This is a genomic window from Ruminococcus sp. D54t1_190329_F1 (assembly GCF_015551645.1).
GTDB classification, from domain to species: Bacteria; Bacillota; Clostridia; order Lachnospirales; family Lachnospiraceae; genus Blautia_A; species Blautia_A faecis.
In genome coordinates this window covers 43,750-64,850 of the sequence record NZ_JADNDC010000021.1, presented here as the reverse complement: position 1 = coordinate 64,850, position 21,101 = coordinate 43,750, and the positions used below count along the sequence as shown (strand labels likewise).

Sequence of the window (21,101 nt, the reverse complement as noted above, 5' to 3'; positions counted from 1 at the left end):
AAGTAACATATAGTGCCATACCTCCAATCATATACGTTTGTTTACATGGAAAATAATTGCTCTCCACTGCAATGCTTTACTCATAATGAAAACAATTGCAGCAATCAGCAATATGAAACAATGGTATATGATCTTCAGTGCTTCTGTCCGTCCTGATGATGGATGTAACAGATGATAAACCGTCTGCCGTCAGCATCATTTCTGGTCAGCAGATGTTTCTTTGCTTTATAAAATACGGTATTCGCCAGCAGAACTGCCAGCATGATGAGCACCTGGGTTTCCACGCCTGACCTGTGGCGAAGGCGCTGGTCCGCCTCCAGCCTTACAGACACCTGCCGAAGTCCTGTCAATTCTTCTGCACTTGTCTGGGTGCTTCTGGAAAGCTCTGGTGAAATCAAAGAAGCTGAGGCCGGTTTCAGATCGTAAACATGCATAATGCTCTTCGCTTCCATGCCTGCAAAAAGCACACACAAAACCGCAACTGCCACACTGAAAAACAGGCAGACAAACCGGTTCGCACATTCGTTTTTTTTCACTTGGCCTCACCTCGATACCTAAAAAATTCGTTTTTATAATAGCAGATTTTATAAGGTTTTTCAACTGTTTTTGCAGAGGGCTGCAGGTCACCCTTTTCCATAATTATGTGCTGTTCTATATATTGGACACTTCTTTTTTTACAGGCAAAAATCGGACTGAAATGTATCTTTTCCAATGCATTTCAATCCGATTTATAATCACTCTCTTAATAAAATCCTGTTTAATTTTTACAGATTATTCAGCGTCTGTCTCCTCAGCTGCCTCGTCTGCTGTGTCAGCTTCTGCATCTGCTGCTTCTGTGTCCTCAGCCTCTGCGTCATCGCTATCCTCGAATGGGATAACGGCTCCGTCATATTTCTCGTTGATGAAGTCTTTGATCTCGTCAGATTTTAATACATCTACAAGAGCTTTGATCTTGTCGCTGTTCTCGTTTCCTTCTTTTACTGCGATTACGTTTACATATGTTTTGGCAGCTTCGGAATCAGAGGTCTCATATGCAAGTGCATCTTTGGATACAGAATAACCAGCCTGAAGTGCATAGTTTCCGTTAAGGACAATGTAAGAAGTCTCTTCTGCAACACGTGCTACCTGCTCAGCTGCAAGCTCAACGATTTCTACGTTGTATGGGTTCTCCTCAATATCGTTTACAGTTGCCTCAAGGCCAGCACCGTCTTTCAGTTTGATAATTCCGTTGTCCTGGAGAAGAAGAAGTGCTCTTGCCTCGTTTGTGGTATCGTTCGGTACTGCGATTGTGTCGCCATCTGCGATATCATCAAGGCTGGATTTTGTTCCAGGATAAATTCCAAAGGGCTCGTAGTGGATTCCGCCTGCATTTACAAGGTGAGTTCCTTTTTCCTCGTTGAAGCTGTTCAGATATGGAATGTGCTGGAAGTAGTTTGCATCGAAATCGCCGCTCTCTACAACTTCGTTTGGCTGTACATAATCATCAAATACCGTTACCTCAAGGTCGTATCCCTCTTCCTCAAGGATCGGTTTTGCTGCTTCAAGGATCTCGGAATGTGGTGTCTCGGATGCTGCTACTGTAATGGTTTTGTCATCATCTGCTGCGAAAACAACGGATGTTCCAACGGTTCCAAGTACTAATGCTCCTGTGAGTGCTGCTGCGATTAATTTTTTCATAATAAAGTTCCTCCTTATTTTTTGAAAAATATATTTAGTTTCTACATTACAATCATTTTTTATAATAAACAGGGGCTACTAAAAACTCCTGTCAATTATCGATTTTGGTTACTGCTCACAGATACCATTTCTTATAAAATAATCTGTGGCTTATTTTCTTTTATCCAGCTTGTTGGCTATGAACATACCAATTGTCTGGAAAATCTGTACCAGTACTACCAGAAGGATAACTGTCACCAGCATGATGTCCGTCTGCCAGCGGTTGTATCCGTAACGGACTGCAATGTCTCCAAGTCCGCCTCCTCCTACGGTTCCTGCCATTGCGGAGTAACCAAGGATAGTTCCTGTTACAATGGTAGCTCCTGAGATCAGGGATGTTCTTGCTTCTACCAGCATTACCCTAAATACGATCTGAAGGTTGCTTGCTCCCATGGATCTTGCAGCCTCGATAACTCCCGGGTCTACCTCATTTAAGGAAGACTCTACCATTCGTCCGATAAAAGGGATTGCCGCAATGGTAAGGGGTACGATAGTGGCTGTGGTTCCATAGCTTTTTCCTACCAGAAATCTGGTGAATGGAATGAGCAGGATCAACAGGATCAGGAATGGGATGCTTCGGAAAATATTTGCGATCACATCTAGGATCTTATATAGTACTGCGTTTGGCCGCAGACCCTCTTTGTCGGATACTTTCAGCAGGATTCCAAGGGGCATTCCAAATACATATCCGAAGAAGGTGGAAAACAGGGTCATATATAATGTTTCCCCTACACCTGCGATTATCATATCGGTTACTTGTTTCGTCCACATAATCAGTTCGCCTCCCCTATCTCAAGTCCACGTTCTGTAAGGAATTTCTTCATCTCCGGTACATTGGTACTGTCACTCATGAACTGGAGGATCATTTCTCCTTTGGCTACACCGCCTACGTTTTTGGTGTTTGCCTTCAGAATGTTTACAGGTTCGTGGAAGGTTAATATAAGGTTTGCGATTACTGGTTCGAATGCGGAGTTCTCAGAGAATACGATTCGAACGATTTCGCCGTCCTGGATTTCTGACTGGGTAAGCTTTTTGCTTTCTACGTCGTTTCCAGAATCCTTGCTAATCAGTTCTTTGGCTACCTGTGATTTCGGGTGGCTGAAGATTTCTTCTACAAGGCCTTGTTCTTTTACTTCACCGTCTTTCATAATTGCCACATGAGTACAAATCTCACGGACAACTGACATCTGGTGGGTAATGATCACGATGGTGATTCCAAATTTCTGGTTGATGTCCTGCAAAAGTTCAAGTATGGAGGATGTGGTCTGGGGATCCAGGGCGCTTGTGGCTTCGTCGCAAAGTAAGATCTGCGGATCGGAGGCCAGGGCTCTGGCGATTGCCACTCTTTGTTTCTGTCCACCGGAGAGCTGTGCGGGATAGGCTTTCGCTCTGTCTGCCAGTCCTACGATTTCCAGAAGCTCCAGGGCTTTTGCTCTTGCTTCGGCTTTTTTCTTCCCCTGGATGTACAGTGGGAAGCAGACGTTTTCCAGTACGTTTTTCTGCATGAGCAGATTGAAATGCTGGAAAATCATTCCTATTTTCTCTCGCTCTTTGCGGAGTTCTTTGGGGGAAAATTCGCTGAGGGATTTTCCGTCTATTAATACTTTTCCTTCGGATGGTACTTCAAGAAAGTTCATACATCGTACCAGGGTACTTTTTCCTGCACCGGACATTCCGATGATTCCGTAGATGTCTCCGGTTTCAATGGAGAGACTTACGTGGTTCAGGGCTTGTACGGAACCGTCTTTGGTTTCGAAGGTTTTGCTCACATCTTGGATTAATATTGAAGACATGTCTTTCCTCTTTCCTTTAAGTGGTGTTTCATCGTCGATATGGTTACTATAACACAATTGGAGTAAAAGTGTTAATTCTTAAAAGTTAGGACTAGTTATAGGGTAAAGCTATAGCTAAAGTGGACGCCAGCGGGGGAGGGATAAATCACGCTCGCCGTCGCAACGTTCTGGTGAGCTAATGACTAACTGCGACTAATGCGCTCGGGAGAGCCCTCTCGCATAAGTCTCCGTAAGTCATGGATCTCACCGCCACTAAGGGCGCTCCTTAAATGGCTCGCTTAGATTTATCCCTCCCCCACTGGCTGTGTACTGGGTGTTGGGCAGTTGAGCGCAGCGGACGTTTGGGCGGGAAGGCGCTGCGCTGTTTCCGCCCAAACTGAAAGTGGGGGGGGTAGGGGGGGTAGGTTCAGCTTTAGTTCCAAATGGAAGTTTATGTAAGTGTGTGGATTATCGTAATGCTTTGTCTTTGTATTTGGCAATTTCTTCCAGGTACTTCTGTCCTAACTTACTGATCGTGGTGCCTTTTCTTGCAAGGTAGCCGATGGTCATGACCTCGTCGGAGTCTAGCTTCACGGCGCAGTAGTCGGAGCCGTTTAGTTCTTCGCAGATGATTCCGGAGCAGAGGGTGTAGCCGTTGAGGCCTACCATCAGGTTCAGGAGGGTGGCGCGGTCGTTGGCTTTGATAAGGCGTTTGTATTCGTAGGTGCTCAAGACTTCTTCGGCGAAGTAGAAGGAGTTGTAGGTGCCTTGCTCGAAGGAGAGGCAGGGGTACTCGCGAAGGTCTTCCAGGGTGATCAGGTCGCGGTCGGCAAGGGGATGGCCTTTCCACATGTAGACATAGATGCTGCATTCCAGAATTGGGTGGAATTCCAAATTGAACTCGTGGAAAAGTTTCTCAAGGACTTTGTGGTTAAAGTCGTTCAGGTAAAGGATGCCGATCTCGCTTTTGAAGTCTTTTACGTCGGTGATGATGTCGTAGGTGCGGGTTTCGTGGACGGCGAATTCGTATTCGTCCATTCCGAACTGCTTCACCATTTCCACGAAAGCATTTACTGCGAAGGTGTAGTGCTGCATGGAAACACTGAATTTCTTCTTGGTATGTTCCTTGGAAACATATTTGGATTCGATCAGCTCGTACTGCTCTACCACCTGGCGGGCGTAGCCTAAGAATTCCTCGCCTTCAGGGGTTACGGAAATTCCACGGTTGGTCCTGCGAAAAAGCTCCACTCCGATTTCCTCCTCCAGTTCACGGATTGCTGAGGACAAACTTGGCTGTGATATAAAAAGATTCCGGGCAGCTTCATTCATAGAATTGGAATTCGCCACCGTAATCGCGTAACGAAGTTGTGCCAGAGTCATATGGATTCCTCTTTTCTGTATTGTTCTATTTTACAGGTATGCACCTGTGTTTTCTTATCATAATTAATTCCGACTAACAGCAAGTTTCCCTTGTATTCTTCCAGACTGCGACAGTATTCTTTCTCCTTAATTTGCTGGATTGCACCTTCTGCGTTTTTATCCCATTTTAATTCAACTACCAATGCTGGTTTATCTAAGAAGCGCTTTCTTGGAACATAAACAATATCTGCAAAGCCTTTTCCCCCTGAGAGTTCCCGGTGTACTGTGTAAAAATTACGTGCTGCATAAAGTGCAAGCGAAATGGTATAGCTAAGCGCATTTTCGTCATTATATTGGAGATGAGATGTTTCAAAGTGCGCCTGCCTAATGCCCTCTGCGACCTGCTCTTCTCTTCCCTGCCATATGGCTTGCAATGTATCTGCTGAATTTTTTAATGCTTTAGAAACTTCACCCCAATCAGACACAGCAATAGCGCTTACATATTCGGAACGAATCTCCTCATTTGGAATAAAAACTGTTTTATCTGCATAACGATACCCCAGATAGCCCAAGTGAATCAACAGTGTAAGTACATCATCCTCTGTTCTGAAAGTTGTCATATCATTTGTAAAGCTTCTGGTGTTCACTGGTACTGTTTCTCCAGCAATCATACTTAATATATCATCCCGGAGTCCTTCAAAATTCATATCAATATAAATCTGCAATGCCTCAAAAGTCTCTGTCTGATTCCAATAATTTCCCAGTTTTCCAAGGCGCATGCAGCTCACAACCGACTTCGGGCTGTATACAGATTCTACTTCTTCAAAAGAATAACCATCATACCAGTTTTTGATCTCATTAATATCCATCTGATACTTCTGGCAAAGTGCTTCTACTTCTTTTTCTGTAAAACCTACATATTCAGCCAAGGGGCCCGGATCAATCATTGAAAATTCATCGAACATATTCAGTGCACTGTGGGTTCCGTATTTCTTTATTGGCAAAATTCCCGTCATATAGGCAAGATAAATGTATTCTTTATCCTTAAGCAGATCACGCAGAAAATCAAGGTAAATCTCCTGCGCAGCCTTATCATGTTTGAACTCCCGGAAAATACAATCCCACTCGTCAATAATAACTATAAAAGGGCACTCACTTTCTGCAAAAATATCCTGCATAGTTTCCGCCAGATCATTTTCGTCATATAATTCCACCTCAGGGTACTGTTTCTTCAATTCGCGGATTACTTTGCCTTCTACTCTCTCCAACAATTCCTTCACATTTGAACTTCTGCTCAAAAATTCCTGCATGTTCAGAAAAATGGTATCGTATTTATTCAAATGTTCCTCAAAGCTTTCATCCTTGGCAATTTCCAAACCGGAAAAGAGTTCTCTGGAATCACAGCCCTTACTGTAATAAGCCGTAAGCATATCTGCTGCCATAGACTTTCCAAAACGCCTTGGTCTGCTGACACATACACAGGACTGCAGCGTATCGACAATACTATTTGTATATTTTATTAATCCTGTTTTATCCACGTAAATATCCGAATTCACCGCTCTTTTGAATTTATTATTCCCCGGATTCAGGTAGCTTCCCATAAGACAGCCGTCCTTTCTGCGATTTTGCGTTACCAATAAACAATAACAATTTTCTTCTATATTAACACAGCACTGCGATTTATTCCACTGAGGATTTTTGCCAGTCTTTAATACGAAAAAAGGGTGTATGACTAAAAAAGCCAAACACCACATTTCTATAGCCCGAGAATGGTACACAGCCTGACACCTTTTTGAAAAAAGCTTTCAGCCGCATCCCTCCTCTTATTCTGTATAACTATTCCCATTCTCATCCGTCCAGGTTCCGTCGCCGTTGTCAATATAACCAGTGCCATTATCATCCATATAGTAATAATCTCCATTAGTTGTTTCTGTAACTGTCACACCGTTTCCATTGGCATCCTGTAATACATGCTGCTCTAACTCGGCACCAAAATAATGGGTACTGTCATTTAAGGACTGGTAGGTCTTTCCATTTTCATCTGTAAAATAAACATCGTCATCGGTGCTGTATTCCATACCGTCAGCATCTACATATTCGCAGTCATAATTTTTATAAATTGTTCTTTCTACAGAAACTGTATTTCCATCACTATCATACAGGGTGATTGTTGTGGTGGAAAGAATATCGGATGTAGCATCTGTTGTGGCAGTTGTGGTATTACTTGTCGTACCAGCTGTGGCATTACCTGCTATACTGGCTGTGGTATTCCCTGCCGCACCACCTGTGGTATTACCTGCTGTACTGGCTGTGGTATTCCCTGCCGCGCCACCTGTAGTATTACCTGCTGTGCTATTTGCGGTATTACCTGCTGCACCACTTGCAGTATTACCTGCCGTACCAATGGAACTTACAGTATTTGATCTCTTCGTGGATGAAGAAGCCTTTTTATTTGAAGATACTATATTTGCAGCAGAATCAGAGGCAGAATTTCCGGTATTTTCTAAAGTTCCAGCTGAACAACCACTTAATGTCACCGCCGCCATAAGTGCTATCATTTTAACCAGTTTCATTTTCATAGTAAAATCCCCTTTCATTTTCTACTTTTGTAGAAGTCGGTTATATACTACATCTGTAGAAATTAAATGTCAATCACTTTTTCTACAATCGTAGAATTATTTAGGTTTTACTTCTGATATTCTTAATTCCAGATTACGCCCCAAAATCATTCCCACAATTTGCATGCCCCCATTATGAAACCCTCATCCAGGCAAAAACAGGAAGGATGCAACTCGCCAAGAATTGCATCCTTCCTGTTTTAAAACTATTTGTTTTACAACTATTTCTTTTACAACAAGCCTTTTATATTTCATATTCGGCAAAAAAATTTTATCACAACCAAGAATATTACTCAAACTCTTCCTCGGATTCCTCACTGCTCTCCCCGCCCATCCGCACACGGATTCCGTTGATCTCTACGTCTTCCATAGGAATCACCAGACACTTGCGGCCGTCAATGATCCTGGTCTCCACCAGTTCCACTTTATCTGGTTCAACATGGATCACTACATCCGGAGTTTTGATCTCGAATTTACGGGTATTGGTAATATTAGAGGCTACCATGGTGGCTTTTTCACCGGCTACAGCCTCATACTGGTTATCAAAAGTTTCCAGTTTCTCGTCTTCTACACCGCAGTCCTCAAAGAGACGTTTCACCTCAGACTGAGTGAGCACAACCGGGTCTGGGGAATCTTTCTGTGCTTCAATGATCTCGTTCAATTTCTCATGGATTCCAATAACGGTGTCATACTGGCAGTCGTCACCAAGGGTTTCCTCCACCAGCATGTTGAAAGAATCACGCTGTCCGCCTGCAGAAAGCGGAGCAGTACAGCCAAACACTTCATCCACAAAAATATCGTGAAGCTGCTCTGCATTCTTAGAATAGTAGAGCATGCCGTGGATGTCTGTGCTTCTGTCATTAAATAACGGGAAAAGGAAGCCGTTCTCTGGCATTTCCACGATCCAGTCACGGATACGGTCCTGGATCAAATTTGCCTCCGCATTGTAGCAAAGACCTGCCTTAGACAGCTTCACTGGACAGATACTGCAAAGAAGGTGCTCATAAATCTCTTCAGAAGCATCATCCATATCGATTCCATCTGAAGTTCTTCCCGGGATATCGTACACAGCGTGTACCAGGATTATGTAGTAATTTTCCGGATAATCGTAATTTTCAATAATTTTGTCATAAAAGCTCTCGATTAAAGCGTCATCCTTCAGTTTACTGGCGCGGAGCTTCATGAGAAATTCGTGTTTGCCGCCCTCTTTTTCCTCTGCCAGTGGGAATTCCATATTCATCAGGTTCTTTCCAAGAGTACCAGAAAGGGTTTTCTTGAATATTTCAAAATATTTGAACATTTCTTCCTCCGAAAGGGAAAGGAATGCTTCTTTCAGTTCTGTTTTTTTATTCTTTTCAGCATCCACATAGCATCCACAAATTCTGGTAATGTTGCAGTTGGCTGGTGTCAGCTGTTTCTTGATTTCAGAAATTTCTTTTTTGTTCATTTATATATGTCCTCCAGTATTCCAGAAAATATGTTTTCAAAACCGATATCCCATCTCTGATATGAATTTGAGTCTGTTGCCTTGCTCTCCATTCATAAAGATTCTCTGAAAGTATTATCAGCTCTATGATTTCAGCTTTTTTATTTTAGCTTAACACTCCAGAAAATTTCAAGACTTACTTACAGGAACAATAAATCATGATTAATGGTCGTATAAAATAACTCCTTAAACTTCTCCATATCCCGTGTCTGTCCCAGCGCCCACATCATTTTCGTCACAGACGCCTCCAGCGTCATATCATACGACTCCAGCACCGGGAACCGTTCCTTGATGACCTTTCCAACCTGATAAACTTCCATGTCGCTTCCCTCATGGGTAACCTGGGTCGCCATGCACACAGGCTTGCCAGCTTCAATCCAATGCGCGATCGCATCTATAAAATTATCATTTTCGTAATGAGGCAGACCGCCTACGCCGAAGGATTCAATGATCAGTCCGGAATAAGAGGGAAAAAGAGCATCCAATACTTTCCCGTCAATCCCCGGAATCAATTTGAGCAGAAAAATCTTCTGATTCATCTCATGATAAAACACCAGTGGCTTGGTGGACTGGTCTTTGTCATCAATATAAAAAATAATCTTCTGATCGTGAATGGATGCAATATCCGGATAATTAATACTGGAAAAGGCATTGTAACTTTTGGAAAATTCCTTCTTTGCTCTGGTTCCTGCGATCACTTTTCCCCCAAACACAATGGAAATTCCATGAGCGCGGTCGTGAGAGGCAAAGCGGAGACTGTCCAGAAGATTGGAACGTGCATCTGTAATTGCCAGGTCAATAGGTTTCTGGGCACCGGTAATCACGATAGGTCTGCGGTTATTCTGGATCAGATAAGACAAAGCAGCAGCTGTATATGCCATAGTGTCCGTTCCATGGCAAAGCACAAAGCCATCATAAAATTCATATTTGGATTCGATCAGTCTGGCCAGCTTCAGCCAATGGTCTGCACACACATTGGTACTGTCCAGGGCAAAAGGCTGAACGGTATCAATGGTGCAGAATTCCCGGGCTTCAGGAATATATTCCAACAGCTCATCTGCGGAAATCTGCGGTGCCAGCCCCTCTGCTGTATATTTGGAAGCAATGGTTCCCCCGGTTGCAATAAGAAGTATCTTTTTCATGTTGTCCCCCTGTGTAATTGTTATCCACATGTTCAATCTGCTGTACCTGCATTTTCTGAAACCTTACTTTGTAGCGAAAAGCTTTTTTCATAAGTATTTTACTTTGTATAGACAAAGGGCCCGCCCGAATCACCCCAGGCAGGCTCTTTTATCATTTTCTCCACTTTATATAATCTCAATTCTTTCAGAAAACATTTTGCAATACATACGATACAACAAGTTTCGATCTTTATCTCACTTTTAGTTCTCCTCAGTTGTCTCTTCTGCAGTATCCTCTGCGTTCTCCTCAGAATCAGCGCTCTCGCTGCTGTCCTCGGCCTTGCTGTCTGCACTGTCCTCTTCTGCAGTCTCGTCTGTACTGTCAGCGCTGTCTGTGGTATCAGCTTCCTCTGCGCTGTCGCTCTTTGCAGCATCTGTCTCAGCAGTATCAGCATCCTCGTCCTCATCTGCTGCCTCGGCATCCTCAGAAGTAGTATCCTCGGTAGCATCTGTTGTATCAGCTGCTGCATCTTCACTTGTATCCGCTGTAGTCTCCTTAATTGTAAAGCTGTGCTCATCTGTAATTGTCAAAGTAGAAAGCACCTTATCATTTACAGTAATATCAGCATCATCCAGCCATTTCTGAGTTGTCTCGGAATAGTATTCGCTGCGCTTGGTGTTCTCAAGGGACTCTTTCTTGGAAGCGGTTGCATCCTCGTCTTTTACTTTGTCCATCCGAAGTACATATACGCTGCTATCAGTCTCAACCAGCTCGTCGTAAACCTCTCCATCCTTCAGAGTTCTCAGCGCTTCTACAACAGCGTCATCATAAGAATTGGAAATATCCTCATCATCACTGTCATTTGTGAAAATAGTTCCGGTCAGTCCGCTGTAAGTATCATCAACAGCCTTGGCTGTCTCGCCCATGTCTGCTGTCGGATCCTCTTTCATCTTATCCAGGATCTCCTGTGCCTGCTCCTTGCGGGTAGCAATATCATCATCGGTAAGGTCATCTCCACTGATGGAAATACTTACATAGCTGAAAGAAGACTGCTGTGCCTCCTCATCCGTTATGTTAACCTCAGCCTCGTTGCGGATCGGATCGTAAATTCTCTGACGATAAGTCTCAAGCTCCAGAAGAGTCTTAACCTGATCTTCGGAAACAGCAAGCTCCTTCAGAGTGTCCTCGTCATTGTCCTGCATAAACTGTGCTGCTGCATCTGCAATAGCAGTCTCATCATCAGAAGTAACCTCAACGCCATAGTCTGCTGCCTTCTCCTTCATGATGTACATCAGCTCAACCTGCTCCAGGAACTGTCCTACAGCCTGCTCACCGTACGTAGTACCAGCATCCTCATCTACTACCTGGCTCCAGATATTTCCTGCACTTCCCATAAAGCTCTTATACATGGCAACGGTCTGTGCCTGTGACTCACGTGCATACAGACTTACAACACCCATAGGAATGTCTGTGCCATCTACAGTCGCAACGGTTTTCTCTCCATCTATAGACTTACTTCCACATCCGGAAAGCATTCCAATTGCCATTACGCCACTTAATGCCACTACGGTTGTGTTCTTCACGATTTTCTTCATATTGATCACCAATTACCCTTTCACTGATGTGCCGCTTAGTCACCACGCACAGCCGACATGATTTCCCAATGCGGACACGCTAATAAGAGTATAAAACTTTTTTCCCATGAGGGCAAGTAGAAAGGGGAAAATCTGATAGAATTCACACAATTTTCGCGAATTTCCATCGGATCTTCCCCACCCAAAACCTACTTTAAATCAAAATATCCGAAAGCATTCAACAGCCCAGCCGTCTACTACTTTTCGCTCTTTCCTTCCTCTTCCACCAATTCCATCAGTTCCTTTGCAAACACCGTCAGCGCCTGCACAATATCCCCCACCGGTGCAAACAGGAACTTCGGTTCTTTATCCGGTTTAAACTGCAGCTGTCTGCGGTACTTGGCAACCAGCGGCGGAATTCCTTCCGGGTTCAGATGTGCATTTTCGTAAAGGGTGATCCTGATCTCACGCTGCATCTGCTTGATTTCCGTAATGTAGCCCTGATGTGCCAGTGCTTTCAGTCTTGCAATAGCCAGCAGATTCAGCACTGCTTTCGGCGGCTCCCCAAACCGGTCGATCAGCTCTTCCAGCATATCATCATACTCCTGCTGGGACTCAATCCCTGCAATGCGCTTATAAATATCCAGTTTCTGGAATTCATTGCTGATGTAGGTGTCCGGGATAAAAGCATCCATATTCAGGTCAATGGTAGTCTCGAAGTCTTCCATGGTATGAATACCCTTTGCCTCCTTGACCGCCTCGCTAAGCATTTTACAGTAAAGATCATAGCCCACTGCGTTCATATGCCCATGCTGCTGTGCTCCCAGCAGATTTCCAGCCCCTCGAAGCTCCAGATCACGCATGGCGATCTTAAATCCGCTTCCCAGATCTGTAAACTCACGGATAGCAGAAAGTCGTTTTTCCGCCACTTCCCGAAGCATGGTGTTCCTTCGGTACATCAGAAACGCATACGCTGTCCTGTTGGAACGTCCGATCCTGCCTCGCAGCTGATAAAGCTGGGAAAGCCCATACTTGTCAGAATCATGGATGATCATGGTATTTACATTGGAAATATCCAGTCCTGTCTCGATAATAGTAGTGGAAACCAGCACATCAATGTCCCCATTGATAAAGTCATACATAACCCGTTCCAGTTCTCTCTCGCTCATCTGTCCATGGGCAAAATCCACCCTTGCGTCCGGCACCAGCTTGGAAATCCGCAGGGCAACCTCATCAATATCTGTAACCCGGTTATAAACATAATAAACCTGGCCGCCTCTTCGCAGTTCTCTTCCGATAGCTTCCCTGACAGTCTCCTCATCATACTCCATCACATAAGTCTGGATCGGCATACGATCCATAGGCGGCTCCTCCAGCACACTCATGTCACGGATTCCGATCATACTCATATGAAGGGTTCGTGGAATGGGTGTCGCAGTCAGAGTCAGAACATCAATATCCTTTTTCAGCTGCTTGATTTTCTCCTTGTGAGTAACGCCGAAACGCTGTTCCTCGTCAACGATCAGAAGCCCCAGATTCTTATACTCCACATCCTTGGAAAGAACTCTGTGGGTACCGATCACAACGTCTACCTGTCCTTTTTTCAGATCCTGCAAAGTCTTTTTCTGCTGGGCAGGTGTACGGAATCGGCAAAGCAGATCCACGCGCACCGGAAACTCCTTCATTCTCTGGACAAAGGTGTTGTACACCTGCTGCGCCAAAATGGTAGTTGGTGCAAGGTAAACAACCTGCCGGCTCTCCTGCACCTCTTTAAACGCTGCGCGAAGAGCAACCTCCGTCTTACCATATCCAACATCTCCGCACACCAGACGATCCATGATCTTGGTGCTCTCCATATCCCGCTTGGTATCCTCGATGGCGTTCAGCTGATCCTCTGTCTCCTCATATGGGAACATTTCCTCAAATTCCTTTTGCCACACTGTATCCGGACCGCACACATAACCTTCTTTTTCCTGGCGCACAGCGTAAAGCTCCACCAGCTCTTTGGCGATATTTTTGACAGCGCCCTTTACCTTGGACTTCGTGCGGTTCCACTCCTGGGTTCCCAGCTTGTTCAACTTCGGTGCCTTGGCTGTATCTGCGCCGGAATATTTCTGCAGCGCATCCAGCTGCGTTGCCAGAATATACAGATTACTTCCATCACGATATTCAATCTTGATATAGTCTTTTAAGACCTTATCTACTTCAACTTTCTCAATTCCACGGTAAATTCCCAGTCCATGCTTTTCATGGACCACATAATCCCCGATAGACAGCTCTGCAAAATCCTGGATCCGCTTGCCGTTGTAGACTTTTTTCTTTTTCTTTTTTTTCTGCTCCTGGCCGAAAATATCGGACTCTGTGATCACCGCAAATTTGATCAGCGGATACTCAAAGCCTTTCCGGGCGTGTCCATAGAGAACCATAATTTCCCCTGGATTGATCACGCGGTCATAATCTGAACCGTAAAAAGCATTCAGCTCATGCTCCTGCAAATCCTTTGCCAGACGCTCCGCCCTTGTCCTGGAACCGGAAAGCAAGGCAATCTGGTAGCCTTTTTTCTTATACTTTCTCAGATCCTCCACCAGAAGCTCAAAGCTGCTGTTATAAGAAGTTACGCTCTGCACCGTCAGATTATATTTCTCCGGGGCAAAATTCCACTCCACGCCTCTTGGCTCCAATGCCGACAACGACACTGCACGAAGTTTATTCAGCTCTTTCTGAACCTTGGAAAATTCACAAAGCCACTGAACCGGAAGGTTCTTTTCTCCTTTTTCTTCACGATGTGTGCGGCTGGCGGCATACTCTTCCTCCACGCCCAGTCCGTTTTCCAAAATACGGTTGGGTTCATCCAGAAACAGAAGCATTTTTTCCCTGGGAAAATAATCCACAAAAGATACCATCTTTTTGCCGTTATTCCACTCCACAGCCGGATAAATGGCAATCTCATCCAGATTTTCAAGAGAGCGCTGGCTCTCTGCGTCAAAGCTTCGGATAGAATCCACTTCATCTCCCCACAGCTCAATTCTCCATGGATTCTCTTCTGTAAGGGAATAAATATCTACAATACCACCGCGCACAGAAAACTGTCCCGGCATTTCCACCTGTCCTACGCGTTCATATCCAAGCTGTACAAGGGTATTTTTCAGTACATCCATGTTGATCACGCTGTCAGAATAGAAATGAAGCACCTTTTTCCCGATTTCTTCCAGGGGCATCAGATAGTCCATACAGCCGTCAATGCTGGTAACCACAGTCAGTTCCTTCTGCTCCAGAAGTGCCTTTACCACACACATTCTCTGGCGGATCAACAGATTTCCCTGAATATCTGCCTGGAAAAAGAGAAGATCCTTCGCCGGGTAAAACATGGTATTTTTGTCATAAAAGCGCAAGTCCTCGAAGATTTCCTTAGCCTGGCGCTCATCTCCTGCGATCACAAGGCGCATAGGTGTTTTGCCGGAAAGCCCATGGATCAGATGTGCCTTCTGGGATTCCAGGCAGCCTGTGATCTGCACAATGCCCTGATTTTTCTCAAGGCTTTTCTCTATTTCTTCAAATTCTGCCATCCCCTTCAGGGGCTGGGTAAATGAAAGCATGGCTTTCCTCCTTTTCTCAAAAGCCTCACCTCAGAGCCCACCCAAAACATGAAACCATTCCTGCAAGTTATCTGCACGTCATAATTTTCACAAAGCTTTTGGGGGACGCTCCAGGGGCAAAAGAAGCCCAGCTTGTTGCTGGACTTCCTTTGTTACTCAGTAACCCTCTTTCGGTTGTATTCATTCATCGCCGCATCCGGACCATCTGTTATGATTTTTTCTACAGCGTCTGCTGCAAACTCAATTGCTTCATCCACGAGCTTGCGGTCCCCGGATGAAAAACGGCCAAGCACATGGTCTGCCAGATTCCATCCTTTTGGTTTGGCTCCTACACCAATTTTTACACGCATAAATTTCTGTGTGCCAAGTCTGCCAATAATGTCCTTCAGACCATTATGGCCGCCTGCACTGCCCTGCTTCCGGATACGAAGCTGTCCCGGCTCCAGATCAATATCGTCCTGAATAATGATCAGCTCACTCTCCGGATCGATTTTGAAATAAGCAGCCATCTCCTGTACCGGACCACCGCTTAAATTCATAAAGGACAAAGGTTTCATAAAGATTACCTTCTCTCCTCCGATGAATCCGGAACCGTACATAGCATTAAATTTTACGCCGCCCTGCGGAATCTTATGACGTTCCACAAGCACATCGATCGTATCAAAACCCATATTGTGGCGGGTCGCCTCATACTGCTTCCCGGGGTTTCCCAGTCCAACAACTAAATACATAATCTTATTTTCCTTATTCTACTACGAAAGTCCTCCACAGCAATTCCAAAGCTCTAGAGCCGCAGCCTGCTTAACCAATAGCATAAAGCAGATGACTTTCATTTATTATCAAATTAGTTGAAATAAACCATCTCATCAGCCAGAGGTTCGCACGGGGTCACATTCTCTGCATAAAGAACAATTCCCTCGCCCTGGTACTCAGAACGGTTTTCAAAGGCAACCTTGGCAGTCACCTCAACCCACTCGCCGGGCTTCAGCTTCGGTGCATATGCACTCTTACAGATATATCCCAGGAATGAAGTATCATCTGCACAGCAGGTCATGGCAGTACGTCCCGGAATGAAGAACTTGCTGCCCATACCTCTCGGACGTCTTGCACGAGCCTTAAAGCGAAGAGTTTTTCCCACATAACGATCCGGATGATCCATAGCATCTACAAACCAGATTCCGTAATCTTCAGGCGGAATATCTACAATCTCTGCATCCAGGTCAAATGGCATCTGATCTGCGAAAATATCCGTCATCTCGCCTTCTTCGTCCTCAAAAATAACCTCTGCACTTGGGTTTACAACCTTAATGCTTCTGCGGAAGTTTGCAAGAGGATATTCTTTCTTGCTGCGGTTAAACACAACCATATCCGCATTACGAACCATATCCATAAAAATGGATTTCATATTCTGCATATATACCTGGAATGTGCTTGCATCTACACAGGTAATGTGCTGTTCAATTCCCCAGCCTGCCGGGAGCTTCATCTCCTCGAATTTGCTTACCAGCCACATTCCATTATATTCCATAACCACACGCTCCGGCTGGTGGATAATATCCAGTGCCTGAAGGCGCTCCGGTGTAAAATCTTCTTCTTTCTCAATAACCTCGACTACAACATTATCTTTTGCAAGAGCCTCTTCATCGTACTCTTCCTCTCCCTCCTCGCAGAGAATGAGAAGTGTCTTTCCCTCTGTACGGAAGTAATCCTGCTGGAGGGTAAAGCTGAGGAAAGAGGTCTTGCCGCTTTCCAGAAAGCCGGTTATGAGATAAATCGGTACTGTAATTTCATCCATTTACAGAAACCTCCCTGTATTTTTCTTAAAAGCAGTGCATTCACGTAATACCGCTTATAAACAGCAACAAATAAGCTTACAAAAAGCCTTTTATCCCGTTTATATGTCAATCATTAAGCTACGCCGAACAGCTTGGCCAGTTTCTCTTCATTTAACTTGGAACCAATTACGCAAAGACGTCCGGTGTACTCTGGTGAACCTTCACGGATCTCAGTTTCTTCCGGAACCATGTCGAAGTAGATCCAGGTTCCGTCCTCTGCCGGAAGCATTCCCTTAGCACGAAGGATCACGCCATACTCTTCAGAAGCGGAAAGGCTCTCCAGCATTTTCTCAAGCCCTTCTCTTGTAAACTTCTTAATAGTCTCACGTCCCCAGCTGGTAAATACTTCGTCTGCGTGATGATGGTGATGATCATGGTGATGTCCGCAGCCACATTCTTCATCATGGTCGTGATGATGCTCATGATCGTGGTCATGTCCGCAGCCACATTCTTCATCATGGTCGTGATGATGCTCATGATCGTGGTCATGTCCGCAGCCGCACTCGTCATCATGGTCGTGATGATGATGCTCGTGATCGTGGTCATGTCCGCAGCTGCACTCCTCATCATGGTCGTGATGATGATGCTCATGATCGTGGTCATGTCCGCAGTCACACTCCTCATCATGGTCGTGATGATGATGCTCATGATCGTGGTCATGTCCGCAGCCACACTCGTCATCATGGTCGTGATGGTGATGATGTTCATGCTCCTCTTTCAGCAGCTCATCTGCCAGAGATACCGGATGCTCCATAACCTCCAGGATTTTCTTTCCATCCAGCTTCTCAATCGGAGTGGTAATAATAGCTGCCTTCTCATTGATAGAACGAAGAAGCTCCATAGACTCCATTGCTTTCTTCTCGTCTACAATATCGGTACGGCTCATGATAATCGCGCCTGCATACTGAACCTGATTGTCAAAGAACTCGCCGAAGTTTCTCATATACATTTTGCATTTCTTGGCATCAACAACTGTAGTGTAGCTGTTCAGCTGAATATCAACATCCTCTTCCACACCCTGTACAGCCTTGATAACGTCGGAAAGCTTACCAACACCTGATGGCTCGATCAGGATACGGTCCGGATGATACTTCTCTACAACTTCCTTCAGGGAAGCACCAAAATCTCCAACCAGAGAACAGCAGATACATCCGGAGTTCATCTCACGGATCTCGATTCCGGCATCTTTCAGGAATCCCCCGTCAATACCAATCTCACCGAACTCATTCTCGATCAAAACTACCTGCTCACCTTCAAATGCTTCTTTCAGCAGTTTCTTAATAAGAGTTGTCTTACCAGCTCCAAGGAAACCGGAGATAATGTCAATCTTTACCATTTTGTATTCCCCTTTCTATTATGCCAGAAAAAGGGGACATGACCAAGTCACATCCCCTAATATATTTATCCCAATTTCACAGTTTTATGCAAATCAGCCGTTGATCATGAAGTGCATAAGCTTATCAATGTCTTCTTTCTCATATGCAACGATCTCAAGCTCCGGAATCTCACCGTTAGAGAAGATGTTCGCAAGAGATACATACTGTGATAATTTAGATTTCAGGTTCAGTCTGTCACCTTCGCCAGTTACAAGCTCTACTTTACCAGCGCAGCTGTCTACTACATCAAAAAATTTCTGAATGTCTTTAATATTAGATACCTTCATGTCAATATTCTCCTTTCAACATGTACAACTTTTTCCATTTCTTTTTGTTCGGGCTCATTATATCTCAACTTTTTCCAAATAGCAACAGGTTTTTCACCTTCTGGGAAAAAATCCCCAACAGTCACAAACAAAACCCGAATTTGCCCCATTCTTTGGGTATTTTTAATACTAAATTATCACAGCAATCTGAAAATTGTCTGTGAGAATTGTTCCTTGCGGAATTTGGCAGCTTCTAATACTGGAACACAGCAACCCCGTAAGCTGGCAGCGGATAAGCAAAGGAGAACGGACGATTGTCACAATCCTGCTTTTCTGCCTTAAATACCTTCTTCGCAGTCTGTCCGTTTTCATCCAGAACCAGTGTGTATTGTTTCTTCTTCGGCACACCAACACGGTAATCCGGACGTTCTACAGGAGTGAAATTGCATACTACCAGAAGGTTATTTCTTTTTGTAGGGGATTTCCTTACGAAGCTGTAAATACTTCTGTCCCCGTCATCTGCATTGATCCACTCAAAGCCAGACGGATCCGTATCCGTTCCATAGAGCGCAGGATATTTGCGATACATCTTCAGCAATGTCTGCACAAAATCCTTCAAATCCCGATGCTTCTCTTCCCCAAGAAGGAACCAGTCGAGTTCTCTCTCCTCGCTCCACTCTCGAAGTTGACCGAATTCCTGCCCCATAAATAAAAGCTTCTTGCCCGGATGGCAGAACATAAATGTATAAGCAGCCTTCAGATTCTTAAACTTATCATCTAGCTCACCTGGCATTTTCTCCAGCATAGACTTCTTCAGATGAACCACCTCATCATGGGAGATTACTAACACATATTTCTCACTGTAAGCATATGTCATGGAGAAAGTCATCTTATTATGGTTAAACTTACGGAAATAGGGGTCCAGCTTCATATATTCCAGGAAGTCATTCATCCAGCCCATGTTCCATTTCAGGGAAAATCCAAGGCCGTCATCCTCTGCCTTACCTGTAACCTTCGGCCATGCGGTAGACTCCTCTGCAATCATCACAGTACCATGGTTTCTTCCAAGAACCACTGTATTCAGATGCTTAAAAAACTCAATTGCTTCCAGATTCTGATTTCCGCCATATTTATTGGCTACCCACTGACCATCATTCTTTCCATAATCCAGATACAGCATGGATGCAACGGCATCCACACGAAGACCGTCCACATGACACTCCTCGATCCAGAACAGAGCATTTGCGATCAGGAAGTTCTTTACCTCCGGTCTGCCATAATTGTAGATCTTGGTTCCCCAGTCCGGATGCTCTCCCTGTCTGGGATCTGCATGCTCATAAACTGCAGTTCCGTCAAAATTCGCCAGTCCATGGGCATCCTTGGGAAAATGTGCCGGCACCCAGTCCAGAATAACCCCGATTTTCTGTCTGTGAAGATAATCTACCAGATATTTGAAATCCTGGGGTGTTCCATAGCGGGAAGTAGGCGCATAATAACCGGTGACCTGATATCCCCAGGAACCGTCAAAGGGATGCTCTGCAATCCCCATCAGCTCCACATGTGTATAGCCCATATCCTTCACATACTGGGCAAGCTTCACCGCCAGTTCCCTGTAATTGAAAAAGCCTTTCTCATTCTCCTCTGTAGCCGGATGCTTCATCCAGGAGCCAGGATGTACCTCATAGATCGCCATGGCATCCTTAGTCTCGTCAAATTTCTGACGATTCTTCATCCAGGTGGTATCTTTCCATTTGTAATCCCCGATATCCGTGATTCTGGATGCCGTTCCCGGTCTTAATTCTGCCTCATTTGCATAAGGGTCAGCTTTATAAATATGCTCCCCGTTCATTCCTACAATAAAAAACTTATACAGCTGTCCAATTTTTGCTCCAGGGACAAATGTCTCAAATACACCGATCGGACCTGCCTTTTTCATTGGAGCAGCCTGTTCATTCCAGTCATTAAACTCTCCAATTACAGAAACAGCCTGCGCATTAGGTGCCCATACAGCAAAATAAACACCTTCTTTTTTCCCTTGTTTCTCAGGATGTGCGCCAAGCTTTCTGTAAACATCATAATGGGTTCCCTGACCAAAGAGATACTGGTCAAGCTCTGTAAACTGTAATTTCTCTCCCATCAGAAAGTTACCTCCCTAAACTTTCAAATTCTTATGCACATTATAGCATACTCTTTTCCTCCATGCCACCAAAAACTTGTCTATTATTCATAAAAAATCTACATCAAAATTCATTTTTACTGTAAAAAAATACGCCTGTACTTTGACATTTTTCTCATAAGTACAAGCGTATACTATCATTCACACTATACAGCATCTGCGATTTCCGGAAGTCCCGAAGCTTAACACATATGCCAGACAGGCT

Annotated in this window: 16 protein-coding genes; all 16 read right to left on the bottom strand. The window is 44.6% G+C overall.

The genetic code is table 11. From position 1 onward, the window contains the following. Nucleotides 1-134: 134 nt before the first annotated feature. The gene (locus tag I2D69_RS11240; RefSeq protein WP_118583718.1) at nucleotides 135-536 is read right to left on the bottom strand and encodes a hypothetical protein; all 402 of its coding nucleotides are present in this window, start codon (nucleotides 534-536) and stop codon (nucleotides 135-137) included. A 235-nt stretch (nucleotides 537-771) separates the two neighbouring features. Continuing rightward, on the bottom strand, nucleotides 772-1,677 hold the full coding sequence (locus I2D69_RS11235) for a MetQ/NlpA family ABC transporter substrate-binding protein (protein WP_173719241.1): 906 nt from the start codon (nucleotides 1,675-1,677) through the stop codon (nucleotides 772-774). 150 nt (nucleotides 1,678-1,827) lie between these two features. After that, a complete protein-coding gene (locus I2D69_RS11230; protein WP_117849363.1) occupies nucleotides 1,828-2,487 on the bottom strand; it encodes a methionine ABC transporter permease in 660 nt (219 codons plus the stop codon). Between the two features lie 2 nt (nucleotides 2,488-2,489). Further along, the gene (locus I2D69_RS11225) at nucleotides 2,490-3,509 is read right to left on the bottom strand and encodes a methionine ABC transporter ATP-binding protein (RefSeq protein ID WP_117849364.1); all 1,020 of its coding nucleotides are present in this window, start codon (nucleotides 3,507-3,509) and stop codon (nucleotides 2,490-2,492) included. 447 nt (nucleotides 3,510-3,956) lie between these two features. Further along, complete coding sequence (locus I2D69_RS11220) at nucleotides 3,957-4,868, bottom strand: LysR family transcriptional regulator (protein WP_118583712.1); 912 nt, start codon at nucleotides 4,866-4,868, stop codon at nucleotides 3,957-3,959. After that, entirely contained in the window at nucleotides 4,865-6,448 is a 1,584-nt protein-coding gene (locus tag I2D69_RS11215; protein WP_195379917.1) for an AAA family ATPase, read from the bottom strand. Before I2D69_RS11215 ends, I2D69_RS11220 begins: the two co-directional genes overlap by 4 nt. 222 nt (nucleotides 6,449-6,670) lie before the next feature. Then, a complete protein-coding gene (locus I2D69_RS11210) occupies nucleotides 6,671-7,426 on the bottom strand; it encodes a hypothetical protein (RefSeq protein WP_173715776.1) in 756 nt (251 codons plus the stop codon). Between the two features lie 328 nt (nucleotides 7,427-7,754). Further along, nucleotides 7,755-8,912 carry a DUF4317 domain-containing protein gene (locus I2D69_RS11205; RefSeq protein WP_118583706.1) on the bottom strand — a complete coding sequence of 386 codons (1,158 nt, stop codon included), beginning with the start codon at nucleotides 8,910-8,912 and terminating at the stop codon, nucleotides 7,755-7,757. 179 nt (nucleotides 8,913-9,091) lie between these two features. Beyond that, nucleotides 9,092-10,093, bottom strand: coding sequence for an asparaginase (locus I2D69_RS11200; RefSeq protein WP_118583704.1), 1,002 nt, complete (start codon nucleotides 10,091-10,093; stop codon nucleotides 9,092-9,094). 240 nt (nucleotides 10,094-10,333) lie between these two features. Beyond that, nucleotides 10,334-11,668 carry an FKBP-type peptidylprolyl isomerase gene (locus tag I2D69_RS11195; RefSeq protein ID WP_173734764.1) on the bottom strand — a complete coding sequence of 445 codons (1,335 nt, stop codon included), beginning with the start codon at nucleotides 11,666-11,668 and terminating at the stop codon, nucleotides 10,334-10,336. Between the two features lie 236 nt (nucleotides 11,669-11,904). Beyond that, complete coding sequence (gene mfd, locus I2D69_RS11190; RefSeq protein WP_173772129.1) at nucleotides 11,905-15,243, bottom strand: transcription-repair coupling factor; 3,339 nt, start codon at nucleotides 15,241-15,243, stop codon at nucleotides 11,905-11,907. Between the two features lie 152 nt (nucleotides 15,244-15,395). Continuing rightward, nucleotides 15,396-15,974: an aminoacyl-tRNA hydrolase gene (pth, locus tag I2D69_RS11185; protein ID WP_173734766.1), complete on the bottom strand. Its 579-nt coding sequence runs from the start codon at nucleotides 15,972-15,974 to the stop codon at nucleotides 15,396-15,398. A gap of 113 nt (nucleotides 15,975-16,087) precedes the next feature. Further along, complete coding sequence (locus I2D69_RS11180) at nucleotides 16,088-17,038, bottom strand: GTP-binding protein (RefSeq protein WP_148461569.1); 951 nt, start codon at nucleotides 17,036-17,038, stop codon at nucleotides 16,088-16,090. A gap of 113 nt (nucleotides 17,039-17,151) precedes the next feature. Further along, nucleotides 17,152-18,414 carry a CobW family GTP-binding protein gene (locus tag I2D69_RS11175; RefSeq protein WP_148461568.1) on the bottom strand — a complete coding sequence of 421 codons (1,263 nt, stop codon included), beginning with the start codon at nucleotides 18,412-18,414 and terminating at the stop codon, nucleotides 17,152-17,154. 93 nt (nucleotides 18,415-18,507) lie between these two features. Then, entirely contained in the window at nucleotides 18,508-18,741 is a 234-nt protein-coding gene (locus I2D69_RS11170) for a polya polymerase (RefSeq protein WP_118577545.1), read from the bottom strand. 232 nt (nucleotides 18,742-18,973) lie between these two features. Beyond that, the gene (gene glgB, locus I2D69_RS11165; protein WP_195379916.1) at nucleotides 18,974-20,857 is read right to left on the bottom strand and encodes a 1,4-alpha-glucan branching protein GlgB; all 1,884 of its coding nucleotides are present in this window, start codon (nucleotides 20,855-20,857) and stop codon (nucleotides 18,974-18,976) included. Nucleotides 20,858-21,101 lie beyond the last annotated feature (244 nt).

Bases quoted from the DNA above. Each gene is read 5' to 3' on its own strand.
- I2D69_RS11235 (WP_173719241.1), bottom strand. From the start codon at position 1,677: ATGAAAAAATTAATCGCAGCAGCACTCACAGGAGCATTAGTACTTGGA.
- I2D69_RS11230 (WP_117849363.1), bottom strand. From the start codon at position 2,487: ATGTGGACGAAACAAGTAACCGATATGATAATCGCAGGTGTAGGGGAA.
- I2D69_RS11225 (WP_117849364.1), bottom strand. From the start codon at position 3,509: ATGTCTTCAATATTAATCCAAGATGTGAGCAAAACCTTCGAAACCAAA.
- I2D69_RS11220 (WP_118583712.1), bottom strand. From the start codon at position 4,868: ATGACTCTGGCACAACTTCGTTACGCGATTACGGTGGCGAATTCCAAT.
- I2D69_RS11215 (WP_195379917.1), bottom strand. From the start codon at position 6,448: ATGGGAAGCTACCTGAATCCGGGGAATAATAAATTCAAAAGAGCGGTG.
- I2D69_RS11210 (WP_173715776.1), bottom strand. From the start codon at position 7,426: ATGAAAATGAAACTGGTTAAAATGATAGCACTTATGGCGGCGGTGACA.
- I2D69_RS11205 (WP_118583706.1), bottom strand. From the start codon at position 8,912: ATGAACAAAAAAGAAATTTCTGAAATCAAGAAACAGCTGACACCAGCC.
- I2D69_RS11200 (WP_118583704.1), bottom strand. From the start codon at position 10,093: ATGAAAAAGATACTTCTTATTGCAACCGGGGGAACCATTGCTTCCAAA.
- I2D69_RS11195 (WP_173734764.1), bottom strand. From the start codon at position 11,668: ATGAAGAAAATCGTGAAGAACACAACCGTAGTGGCATTAAGTGGCGTA.
- mfd (WP_173772129.1), bottom strand. From the start codon at position 15,243: ATGCTTTCATTTACCCAGCCCCTGAAGGGGATGGCAGAATTTGAAGAA.
- pth (WP_173734766.1), bottom strand. From the start codon at position 15,974: ATGTATTTAGTTGTTGGACTGGGAAACCCCGGGAAGCAGTATGAGGCG.
- I2D69_RS11180 (WP_148461569.1), bottom strand. From the start codon at position 17,038: ATGGATGAAATTACAGTACCGATTTATCTCATAACCGGCTTTCTGGAA.
- I2D69_RS11175 (WP_148461568.1), bottom strand. From the start codon at position 18,414: ATGGTAAAGATTGACATTATCTCCGGTTTCCTTGGAGCTGGTAAGACA.
- I2D69_RS11170 (WP_118577545.1), bottom strand. From the start codon at position 18,741: ATGAAGGTATCTAATATTAAAGACATTCAGAAATTTTTTGATGTAGTA.
- glgB (WP_195379916.1), bottom strand. From the start codon at position 20,857: ATGGGAGAGAAATTACAGTTTACAGAGCTTGACCAGTATCTCTTTGGT.